The 11,036-nt window shown below is 43.6% G+C and carries 10 protein-coding genes and 1 pseudogene; 3 read left to right on the top strand and 8 right to left on the bottom strand.

Annotated features, from left to right (window positions below):
• Positions 1 to 502: 502 nt before the first annotated feature.
• On the bottom strand, positions 503 to 742 hold the full coding sequence (locus L3J70_08705) for a helix-turn-helix transcriptional regulator (GenBank protein ID MCF6236429.1): 240 nt from the start codon (positions 740 to 742) through the stop codon (positions 503 to 505).
• A gap of 222 nt (positions 743 to 964) precedes the next feature.
• Here L3J70_08705 and L3J70_08700 point away from each other — a divergent pair, with 222 nt between their 5' ends.
• From L3J70_08700 to L3J70_08690, 3 genes are read left to right on the top strand one after another with little or no spacing between them, the layout of a single operon-like run.
• Entirely contained in the window at positions 965 to 1,621 is a 657-nt protein-coding gene (locus L3J70_08700; protein ID MCF6236428.1) for a protein-L-isoaspartate O-methyltransferase, read from the top strand.
• 13 nt (positions 1,622 to 1,634) lie between these two features.
• On the top strand, positions 1,635 to 2,963 hold the full coding sequence (locus tag L3J70_08695; GenBank protein MCF6236427.1) for a TolC family outer membrane protein: 1,329 nt from the start codon (positions 1,635 to 1,637) through the stop codon (positions 2,961 to 2,963).
• 6 nt (positions 2,964 to 2,969) lie between these two features.
• Positions 2,970 to 4,253 (top strand): VTT domain-containing protein, encoded by a 1,284-nt coding sequence (locus tag L3J70_08690; GenBank protein MCF6236426.1) that lies wholly within the window; start codon positions 2,970 to 2,972, stop codon positions 4,251 to 4,253.
• Here the strand turns inward: L3J70_08690 and L3J70_08685 are convergent.
• The 7 genes and pseudogenes from L3J70_08685 to tatA form a co-directional block, all read right to left on the bottom strand.
• The gene (locus L3J70_08685; protein ID MCF6236425.1) at positions 4,218 to 5,186 is read right to left on the bottom strand and encodes a phosphotransferase; all 969 of its coding nucleotides are present in this window, start codon (positions 5,184 to 5,186) and stop codon (positions 4,218 to 4,220) included. The genes L3J70_08690 and L3J70_08685 overlap by 36 nt on opposite strands.
• Before the next feature lie 7 nt (positions 5,187 to 5,193).
• On the bottom strand, positions 5,194 to 6,024 hold the full coding sequence (locus L3J70_08680; protein ID MCF6236424.1) for an N-acetylmuramoyl-L-alanine amidase: 831 nt from the start codon (positions 6,022 to 6,024) through the stop codon (positions 5,194 to 5,196).
• Positions 6,025 to 6,056: 32 nt separating this feature from the next.
• Complete coding sequence (locus L3J70_08675; GenBank protein ID MCF6236423.1) at positions 6,057 to 7,928, bottom strand: peptide-binding protein; 1,872 nt, start codon at positions 7,926 to 7,928, stop codon at positions 6,057 to 6,059.
• A gap of 48 nt (positions 7,929 to 7,976) precedes the next feature.
• Positions 7,977 to 8,849 carry a hypothetical protein gene (locus L3J70_08670; protein MCF6236422.1) on the bottom strand — a complete coding sequence of 291 codons (873 nt, stop codon included), beginning with the start codon at positions 8,847 to 8,849 and terminating at the stop codon, positions 7,977 to 7,979.
• Positions 8,850 to 9,121: 272 nt separating this feature from the next.
• The gene (locus L3J70_08665; GenBank protein MCF6236421.1) at positions 9,122 to 10,393 is read right to left on the bottom strand and encodes an aspartate aminotransferase family protein; all 1,272 of its coding nucleotides are present in this window, start codon (positions 10,391 to 10,393) and stop codon (positions 9,122 to 9,124) included.
• Positions 10,394 to 10,416: 23 nt separating this feature from the next.
• Positions 10,417 to 10,722 (bottom strand): Sec-independent protein translocase protein TatB, encoded by a 306-nt coding sequence (tatB, locus tag L3J70_08660; GenBank protein ID MCF6236420.1) that lies wholly within the window; start codon positions 10,720 to 10,722, stop codon positions 10,417 to 10,419.
• Between the two features lie 87 nt (positions 10,723 to 10,809).
• Positions 10,810 to 10,956 (bottom strand): annotated as a pseudogene (gene tatA / locus L3J70_08655) (twin-arginine translocase TatA/TatE family subunit).
• Positions 10,957 to 11,036: the final 80 nt, after the last annotated feature.

Here is an 11,036-nt window from a genome sequence, read left to right as displayed (position 1 = left end):
CATTAGTGATTTCCCAAGGGTCATTTAATCCCAAGGCAAGGGCAAATATGTCACTGCTATTCATGATATTATTAACCTGAAAAATAGGATGGTAATGTACCATTTACACTCGATCTGGCATAGACCCAATTTAAAACAGTCTGAAAAACTAACACCACCTTCTTTTTCATACTTAATTTCAGGCAATATACTCAACGCTTGGCAAAAGTCTTCCTGGTGCAAACGCTTTATTTTTTGGTCATGGCCCAACTCTCGATCATAACGGCGAATCAAGTAGAGCCACTGCTGCTGAGTGCGATGTAATGTTACTTCGGGAACAGATAAGCTCACTGCCTGCGCCAACCTCATGCAATACGCTTCATTAATTGTACTATTTTGATATTCACGAATGGCGGGCTTTAAAATATGTGAGCTTGGCGACCCGCCATGAGGCAGGCTAACCTGTTTTCCATCGGTTGTAGTTGACCCACAGAATCATGATTCAGATATACCGATAAAGCCATTATCCTTGACCTTTGTTTCTATAGTCCCGAGGCTGCAAGCTCAGTTCCAAACCCAAACATTGAATAACACTCAGCACCTTACCCAGCTCAGCGGTTGCTTTGCCATTCTCCAAATCTGAAACAAAACGCACCCCAACGCCACAAAGTGCCGCAAATTCAGCCTGCGTTGCACCTTGCTGTTTACGAGCCTCACGTATGATAAAGCCCAAATCTTGTGAAGATGAAATATTCCCGTACAGTACTTTATCACTCGACTTCATGGCCTCACTCAAAAATTATTCCCGTACAGGAAATATAACCTCTTAAACTATTTTTTGCAAAACAATATTCCCGATCAGGAGTATTAACTCAACCCATTCCAATACTATAAGAGAATGAGTCACACGATGAAGTTGCCTTCACAGTTCAAAGCGCTTACCCTTTAGGCTTTTTGATATAATTGACAGAGGCACGGAAAAGTCATGAGTTTAGCTCAAGCCCGATATAACATGATTGAACAGCAGATCCGCCCCTGGCATGTGCTTGAACCTACCGTTCTGGATCTGTTGGATACCACTCCACGCGAACTATTCGTTTCACAAGAACATGAAGCTTTGGCCTACACAGACACCAGCTTGCCATTAGGCCATGGTGAAGAGATGATGCCACCTCGCGTTGAAGCCCGCATGATACAGGCACTCGATATTCAGCTTAACGATAATATTTTAGAAGTCGGTACTGGCAGCGGTTATGTCACCGCACTGCTCGCTAAATCAGGCCAGCATGTCACAAGTGTTGATATCATCCCCGAATTTACTGAAATCGCTGCTGATCGTTTGCAAAAACAGGCGATTAATAATGCGACCTTAGAAACGGGTGATGCCGCCACCGATTGGGATACCAACGCGCCCTATGACGTGATTGCAATTACAGGTTCACTGCCACTTTACCCTCATGCCTATGCTGATCGTCTGAAGGTGGGTGGACGACTCTTTGCTATCATCGGTGACGCACCCGTGATGACAGTCATCATCATTACGCGCACCGGTGAAAATGAATGGGAACGTGAAGATCAGTATGAAACCGAACTGAAACCACTCAAAAATGCACCTCAACCTGAGTCACGTTTTAAATTTTAAAGTCGCCAGAAAAATGCGCTTAAATTACTGGGTATATGCGGGAGTTGTTTTATTTTTACTTCCCGCATCTGCACTGGCTGATGACCTTTTATCTTTGCATCAGCAAGCCATACAACATGACCCAGAACTGGGGCAGGCACAAATTGCTCTGAACATTGCTAAAGAAGGCAAAATTCAAAGCCGCTCTCAACTACTGCCATCAATTAATTTTTCTGCTAACACCACATATAACGTACAAAATGGAAAAGTCGGGCAGTTCAATGCGGTAGATATTGTGACGGATGACCGTTATAACAGCCACGGATACAGCCTGAACTTAACACAACCGATCTACCGCCATAATGCATGGGTGCAATACCGCCAGTCTTCCATTCAAATTCAACAAACTGAAACTGCACTGCGTGGCGCTGAACAAGCGCTCATCATTCGTTTAGCGACGCGCTACTTTGATGTACTTGCCGCTCAGGATTTTCTTAGATTCAGCCAATCAGAAGAGCAGGCTCTCGAACTACAACTCAAACAGACCAAGCAACGATTTGAAGTGGGACTCATAGCCATCACCGATGTACATGAGGCACAGGCGGGTTTTGATATTGCTGTCACACAGACGATTATTGCTGAAAACGCTCTAACTCTAAGCTTTGATGCATTACAAGAGATTACAGACCAACCTCAAACCAAACTTGCAAAGCTTGACCCAACTGCAAAGCAAGTGGAACCCACACCAAACAATGCTCGTCAATGGGTTGAACAGGCTTTGCAACAAAACCTCCAGCTTGAATCCACAAAACTACAAAACAAACGGCTCCGCCAAGAAGTCAAACGGCTCCGTGGCGGCCATTACCCCACTCTGGATATTGTCGCCAACCACTCCAAGAGTGTGGCTGCTGGAGGTGGCTTTGGCTCCAGTGACATTGATAATACATCCGTTGGTTTAGTGCTCAATGTCCCCATCTATCTCGGTGGAGCCATCAGCTCTCAAACTCGCCAGGCTCACGATCAACTCGAGCAAAACAGACAGTTATTAAAACAACAACAACGTGCAGTGAAACGCCAGACACGCCAGGCTTACTTAGGTGTAATCAGCAACATCAGCCAAACTACGGCACTTGCACAAGCGGTTATTTCCAATCAAAGTGCATTGCAAGCAATTAAAACTGGACTGGAAGTCGGCACACGAACAACCGTTGATCTTTTACAAGCCACGAAAAAACTTTATCGTGCGCAATATGATCTGTCTCGGTCTCGCTATGACTACATCATCAACACACTCCGCCTCAAACAAGCCACGGGTAGCCTCTCGCCCTCGGATCTGGAACAGATCAATCACTGGTTTCTCTAATTTTTCATGATTGAAACATTTGTACAACCCCTAATGGACTGGGTCGCCCTTCACCCCAATCAAGCAGGCTTTATTGTTTTTTTGATCGCAATGATCGAATCGCTCGTAATTGTCGGCGTACTGGTGCCAGGGGCTGCGCTACTATTTGGTGTGGGTGCATTAATTGGCACAGGCACATTAGAGCTTTGGCCAACACTTGCATGGGCGGCCGCAGGCGCAATCGTAGGCGATGGCATCAGTTTCTGGCTGGGTTATCACTACCGTGAACAACTTCACCATATCTGGCCTTTCAAAAACCACCCGAAACTTTTCAGTCGAGGTGAAGTTTTTTTTCATAAACACGGTGGAAAAAGCATCGCTTTCGGTCGGTTTGTCGGCCCCATACGCGCCATTGTTCCCACGATTGCCGGCATGATGGCCATGTCGCCACTGCGTTTTACGATTATCAATATCCTATCCGCACTTGCCTGGGCTCCAGTTTATATATTGCCGGGCGTTGCATTTGGTACTTCTTTGGAGCTTGCATCGGATGTCATGATGCACCTGATTTTTCTATTAATCATTATCGCACTATTCATATGGCTTATTGCATGGTTGATCAAAAAGCTGTTTATTACCATTCCACAGAATCGAAGAGTAATGAGCGCTGCTGTTATCCTGGTTGTTTCAATAAGCCTGATATTCACCTTGTATGAATCACCGAAAGTACCCGACACCATTAAACAAACCATCAGCTTTACAACTTGGCAAAATGCACCTTCTGTCACGATACCAGTCACAAATATTCAATGGGTCGGGTCGGCTACAGACTTAGAAAGTAAATTAAAAGCAGCAGGCTGGCAGACACCAGAAAGCTTAAATTTGACCAGTGTACTTATGCTCATGGCGCACGACAGCCCGATCAGCGAACTTCCGGTACTAAATCAAAAGGGTCAGAGTCGATTGATCCATCTATTCCAGCAAGCAATACATGTAAGCACAGACCAGTCGATTCTGACCCCTTTGATTTTAATGCACGCAGACGATATCAACAAACAACGCCAAGTACTTCAACTATGGCCGACACAAACCACTATTACAATGCCTTCAGGAAAAACAGAAACTCTCTGGGTGGGCAATATTTCATCTCAAACTCTGCGCCCCATCTGGCCCGTGCTTAATCTGCCTTTAAATGATTCACAGACTCAGCCATTTAAAATAGAATCTGATCAAATTTTGTTCGAAACAGTTAAAAAAGATGATAAAGAAATCACACTACTCTGGAATTTGACTCAAGAGTTTTCTAAATAGTTTCAACTCCTCATAACGCTCACAAACATCTCTGACATAATTTAATGTTCGTGGAATATCACCAAGATAGCCGGGCTTTCCATCCCGAATATTTAAACGTGAAAAAATCCCGATTGCCTTTAAGTGACGCTGTACGCCCATAAGGTCAAACCAGCGTAAAAATTGTGCTTCAGAAACATCTTCTAAATCAGTACCACAACGCTGATAATACGTTGCAACCCATGTTTCCACCCGTTCTCTCGGCCAAGCAATATAACAATCTCGCAATAACGACACCAAATCATAGGTCACCGGCCCGATCACCGCATCCTGAAAATCCAGAATACCTGGGCTCTCTTTTTCAAGCACCATCAAGTTACGTGAATGATAGTCTCGATGCACCCAAACCTGAGGCTGTTCGAGTGCAGATTCGGTCAGCATTTTAAACGCATCAAACAAAACCGTTTGATCTTTCGTGCTTAGTTTAATAGCAAGGTGTTGCTCCAGAAACCAGTCATGAAACAACATCATCTCTTGCTGTAACAGATCCTCTGAATAGCTCGGCAGTGGTAAACTGTTATGTGGGATTTTCTGTAACTGATGAAGTGAACTCAGTGCATCGCCGTAAAGTAATTCGACCGAATCATCATTCAACTCATCCAGAAACAGGCGTGAACCCAGATCACTCAGCAACAAAAAACCCTGCTGCAGATCTTGTGCAATAATACGCGGTGTATTCAAGCCTGCCTGCCCCAATACCTTCGCAATATCTACAAAAGGATGGCAATCTTCTTTTTCGGGGGGCGCATCCATCACAATGAACGTTTCTGTGCCTGTATCAACACGAAAATAACGCCGAAAGCTGGCATCACTGGAGGCAGGTTTCAGGTCAAAACGGTTTAACTTAACCTCATCCAACAACCACTGCTGAATGGCTTTTAATCGAGTGTCCATTAACTATTCATAACTCAATCAACTCCCCATAAACCCAACCTTCATGCCCATTGTATTCAACCAAATACCACTCGGTGTATTCATTATCATTTTGATACCTTCCAGATCGAATCACTTCAACCCTTGTACCGACTGGAATCACCTGTATGACATTTTCGTGATAAGAGGGCCAACGCCGTTGATTGGTATTGGCAATCATAATACCAAAATTGCCTTCATCCTCCTGCCGTCCAATCACTTTTGATCGAACATGCTCTAGAGGGAAAAGAGGGTTGGTATCAACCTTTCGGCCAGGGCTCACTTTCCAGTGAGGCCAAAGCCACTGAAGATCGTATTTTTGAAATAGTGCGACTGAAAGCTGTTCGACAGCCTCCAACTGTTCAGGTGTATACCCCATCCATCCACCCGCACCATGCTCTGATGTAGACTTTTCAATAATGGAGTAATCATTATTACTGTAAATTTCACCAAACCATGCTTGATAATATCTTCCCCCAAGAGGAGTGAGCTTTCCTGGATTAACAATTTCAATACCCAAGGAAAAGCTATTAACTCCTGAGCGACCCCCCAGGCTTGACCTTCCTGCATGCCACGTTTTCATGTTAAATCTTGCCATTTGAGTCACACGACCATCCCGATGCACCACCAGATGAGCTGATGCATTCGCACCTGGATTTAAAAACCAGTCAACTGTGGTATCACCATCCAAACGTCCTGCTGTGTCATGCAGCAAAATACCTTCGGGTTTCAGTACGAAATTTTTTGTCCGATTGGGAGTCAGCGTGTACGAAACTGATTTATTATCTCGATAAAGGCGATGATTCTTAATGGTAAACATAAGTCATGCTCCTTGAAAAATAATTGTAAATATTACCGCAAATATTTTTGCTCAATACTCGGCACATACCATTCCACTGGAGTCGCATGAAGATTTAAACCCAACGGTGTTATCTGAACATTTTTCATGCGCCGGTCAACAAACACCATTGATTTACGACGAAACAGAAAGGTATAAGGCTGATCTTCGTATAATATGCGTTCACTGGCTTGCCATAGAGGCATACGCTTTTCTTCATCCACCGTTGAACGTGCTTGATCAATCAATTGATCCAGATTTTCATTTTGATAGTGAATAAAGTTATCCCCCTCTTCAACCTGACTGCTGTGAAACATTTGGTAAATGTCGATCTCTACACCACTGGTCCACCCCAGTGTAATCGCATCAAAGTTCTTTTTATCCAGTACATCAAGCATCACTGACCACTCAGTCGGCTTAGGTTGCAACAGAATACCTGCCCTTGCATACAGGTCTTTTAGAAACAGCACAATACGCTTGGTATCTTCATTGTCTTGAAAATAGACCAATTCAAACTTAAATGGCTCACCCTGGCTATTTTCCAAAACACCATCGCCATTCTTATCTTGATACCCTGCTTCAAGCAACAGTGCTTGCGCCTTGGATAGATCAAAATGGTAAGGATTCAACTCCTGATTATGCTGAACGCTGCGTGGACTAAACGGACTAACGGCAGCCTCTGCATAACCCAGCATAATATCCTCAATAATTCGTGCTTGATCGGTTAACCACGTCATTGCCTGTCTGACACGTTTGTCCGCAAAGCGAGTCGGTTGACCATCACGCTGCTGATTCCATCCGATATAGCTGTAACCCGCTGTCGGACTCATATACTCCAGATTCTGAGTACGCTTTGAGAGCGCTTCGTCATCCAGCAGTCCTTGGTACTCTTTAGGGCGAGCGCTGTAGAGATCAATATCGCCGTTACGAAAAGTCGTCAAACGAGCGCTATCATTTTCAATCACTTTCCATAATAATTTATCAAATGATGGCTGAACTTCACCCCAGTAGCGCGGATTACGCTCCAATTCAACCATGCCTAAATCAGGTGTCCAGCCTTTTGGATCTGACAGACGATACGGCCCTGAACCCATTAATAGTCCTTTAGACTCATTGAAAGTATGCGGTTCTTTCAGATAAGGTTCATAAAAGTGCTTGGGCATGATCGACATTCCACCCGCCAAAGACAAACTGTTGAAATAGGGCTCTTTGAATTGAAATACTACTTCATATTGGCTGGTGGCCGTCACGCTGGCAATTTTTTCAAAGTATGCACGGGAGCGCGGTGCGGCGATTGCATCCGTCATAAGAAAATCAAAAGAGAAGGCAACATCTTCTGCGGTCAGAGGCTTGCCATCAGAAAATTTTACGTCATCACGCAGTTGAAAGGTAAAAGTCAGACCGTCTTCACTCACTTGCCAATTTTTGGCAATCAACCCTTTCCACTCTAATGTTTCGGGGTCACGCAATATAAGTGACTCTTGAATATAACCCTGAACTTCTGAGGCGTAAGCATCCGATGAGACCAGCGGTGTGATGGTTTTTAAGCCTGTACCGAATGCCAAAACCCGCCAGTCGCCGGACTGATAATCAGGTTGGCGAGTCGCTTGTTTGGCTCGTTGAAAAGCAGTAACCGCATGATTGTTGTTCGAAGAGCGCCCTGTGGAAGAGTTAACAAATTGACCCTGCTCTAAATTTTCTTCTAATGATCTAACTATACCGCGCATCCCGCGCAAATCATCCGCCTGCTCCTCCATCACGCGCTGCATCTGCTCCAGCTTTAACCATTGACGATCGACCATATACATCGCCAATACAATCAAACCCGCCAATGCAGCGATGGAAAGGAATAATAAAAAATCTTTTACTGTAAAACGCCTTTCCATGCGCGCTCCTGTTTCTCGTCAAAATAGAAACGTACTATAGCATTAAGATTATATCGCCGCATCCACCAGTTTTAGCGCCTGCCTGATCACATTAGTCGCATCCATCATCATACGAATGGCAATCGGATAATCTCCGTTTAAAGCTTTGCTACTGGCAGATTCAAACATTTTTTTGGCTTTACTGTCGAGCTCTAACATAGTATTTCGAGTCATATTGCTGGGCTTTTTAACATCAATAGCAACTGGCACCAAGTCTTCATAACCATGGTAACGACGCAACTCATAAAGATACTCTTTTTCCGGCGTACTGATATCAAACTCTATAACCAACTGTTTATTATTAAGCAGACCTTGTAACGAAGCCGTTACAATTGATTGCGCCTGCTCCAAGTGGTTAATAGCCTTTTCATAGCGACCTTCAGCCGCAGCAACATCCGCCTGTGTTAACAGGTTGTTCACCTCAGTTTGATTGTACTCTTTGGCATCATTCTGCTCTTGTGAAAAACGCTCTTTATTCGTTTTTTGGGCGTTGATAAACCTTTCCAGGCCACGTCGCATATCTTCATAACGTGTTTTGAAACGAGCCACTTTTTCTGATCCTTCCGGTAACTCCCGGACAGCAGTCGTGAAAGTTTTTATTGCTTCTCTTGTAATACTCGCGGCTTTTTTTTCATTGCCGTCTAAAACGGCTTCTCTGGCTTGATCCAGTAACTGATTAATTTGTTGCTTGGTTTTACCATTATTGTGCTGAGCAAGCCGCTCTCCACTACGTGATTCAAGCATTTTTTTGAGATATTCCAGTCGCTGTTCAGCGCTGGTGGTATCACTGACATCCCTTGGAGCTGCATAGAGCAAGTTTGGGGTGGCCATAAGTAAACAGATAGAAAAAATGATGCGACCAAAAATCTTATTAAAAGGCATAAAATTACTCTTTAATTTTGCTGGATCGTAAAAAATTACGATCCAGCAGTTTTCAAATTTATCCCTTCAATATGGCAAATATGCCTTCAAAACCTCCCTGCGCTGAACATATTACTACCATATAATTTTCATTCATATAATTCGAGTCAGATTGTGACAGAGTCATCAGTATTCCAACCAACAGAAACAATGGTTAAAAAGCTCGTCAACTCTCCGCTTTTTTAGGCCCTCACTCGCATACCTTACCTTTCTTAACCTATAGCCATATGTCGTTAGCCACCAAACGCATCAACCAAAATAGTGTCGAGAGTTGTCACGGCATGATCTATCTCTACTTCACTGATATTCAGAGGCGGGACGATCCTTAGTATATTATGTGGAACCACCAGATTTATAATAAGACCATGCTCCATGGCTTTTCTATTAATTATTTCACCTTCCTTGAAACCTGGTTTCTTACTATTTTTCTGAACAATTTCCACCCCAATCATCAACCCCTGTCCGCGCACGTCTCCTATCACTTTGTGCTTTTTCATCAATTCCCGCAATTTTGTAAGAAACAACGCTCCCATTTTACGGGCGTTTTCCACTAGGTTTTTACGTTGAATTAAGTTTATTGTCTCCAGCCCCATTCTGCAGACGAAGGGATCTCCCATATGCGAAGTAAGATATTTAAATCCCTTTTTCTGCGCCAACTCCGATACTCGGTCAGAAACGATAACAGCAGATAAAGGAAATCCCGAGCCGAGCCCCTTAGCAGTTACTAGAATATCTGGAACAATACCTATATCTTGGTATGCAAACATACTTCCAGTGCGTCCTAAACCAGTCTGACATTCATCAAATATAAAAAGTGCCTCATACTCATCACATAATTCACGCATTTTCTCAAAATATTCTCGCGGAGGCATCAGCATTCCTCCCCCTGCCAGAATAGGCTCAAAGACCATTGCAGCTACCTGCCCTGAGCTTGAGTTAGAAATAGTCTGGCGCGCCAGTTCAAAACACTCATTAACTGAGGCATCACACCTGTAGGAGTCAGGCGTGGGAATGTGGATGAACCCTGCGGGAAAAGGCCCACCATTCCTTTTGTAATCAGGAATTCCTGTCAAAGCACCACTACCGTTGGTCATACCATGCCAGCTTCTATCAAATGAAATAAATTCAAATTTCCCTGTTACAACTTTTGATATTCTCAAAGCAAACTCTATTGCCTCACCGCCAGTATTAAAAAATATTGACCTGGTCAGGCTAGCATCATTTATTTCAGCCAGCTTTTTGGCTAACAGAAGCTCCTCTTCACAGTAAAATCCGGAATGAATATGAATAAGTTTTTTTGATTGCTGGCAAATGCTATCAGTCAGTTCAGGAGGGCAATGCCCAACAATTGAGCAAACCTGTCCAGATGTCAGATCCAAGTACTTCTTGCCTGTTGTATCCTCGACATAACACCCGTTTCCTTGTGTAAATATTATTGGCTCCCTTGCATCCAGTTGCACTGTAAATTTATTCAGCATTTCCATGTAATCTGTTTTATGTTTCAAAAAAATTCTCCCTTATTATTTTATTATTTTACCTGTTCTTCACTCACACTTCGTTCAACTTGCTTAATATTAGATGAGACTGACACCCGTGTTTCATCAATCAGACGGTGCAGTTCAGCGAGATCTGCTTCTTTTGCCATACTATTTTTCAGGCTGTCCACTCGCTCCAGCTCTTCATTCACACTATCTTTGGCGGACTGAACCATCTGCCTTCCTTTACGCACCCATTCCATAACGTTACGCACCAGCGACGGAAACTGATCAGGCCCAACCACTAACAGCGCCACTATTCCAATTAACAGTATTTCCCAAAAACCGATATCGAACATGAATAATCTCCGATTGAATTAAACCTGAGCTTTGTCACTTTTTAACACTGGCCGTTCGTCAGACCCTTCTTCACTTTTGCGATCACCCTTTTCATCGCTCATCGCTTTCTTAAATCCATTTAAAAAACCGCCCATATCGTTACCCATACCTCGCAGTTTTTTGGTTCCAAAAATAAGTGCGACAATGGCCAGTATGATCAAAAGCTGCCAGATACTGATTCCACTAAAACCCATTACTTTATCTCCCAAGTTAAAACCAAAAAAGGATACACGGCCAACGGCTGTGTACCCTGATATTTTAGATGATCGCCTCC

This window comes from Gammaproteobacteria bacterium (assembly GCA_021648145.1).
In the GTDB taxonomy this organism is placed as follows: Bacteria; Pseudomonadota; Gammaproteobacteria; order JAADGQ01; family JAADGQ01; genus S141-38.
This window is presented reverse-complemented; position numbering and strand designations above follow the sequence as displayed.

Bases quoted from the DNA above. Each gene is read 5' to 3' on its own strand.
- L3J70_08700 (MCF6236428.1), top strand. From the start codon at position 965: ATGAGTTTAGCTCAAGCCCGATATAACATGATTGAACAGCAGATCCGC.
- L3J70_08690 (MCF6236426.1), top strand. From the start codon at position 2,970: ATGATTGAAACATTTGTACAACCCCTAATGGACTGGGTCGCCCTTCAC.
- L3J70_08675 (MCF6236423.1), bottom strand. From the start codon at position 7,928: ATGGAAAGGCGTTTTACAGTAAAAGATTTTTTATTATTCCTTTCCATC.
- tatB (MCF6236420.1), bottom strand. From the start codon at position 10,722: ATGTTCGATATCGGTTTTTGGGAAATACTGTTAATTGGAATAGTGGCG.
- L3J70_08680 (MCF6236424.1), bottom strand. From the start codon at position 6,024: ATGTTTACCATTAAGAATCATCGCCTTTATCGAGATAATAAATCAGTT.
- L3J70_08670 (MCF6236422.1), bottom strand. From the start codon at position 8,849: ATGCCTTTTAATAAGATTTTTGGTCGCATCATTTTTTCTATCTGTTTA.
- L3J70_08685 (MCF6236425.1), bottom strand. From the start codon at position 5,186: ATGGACACTCGATTAAAAGCCATTCAGCAGTGGTTGTTGGATGAGGTT.
- L3J70_08695 (MCF6236427.1), top strand. From the start codon at position 1,635: ATGCGCTTAAATTACTGGGTATATGCGGGAGTTGTTTTATTTTTACTT.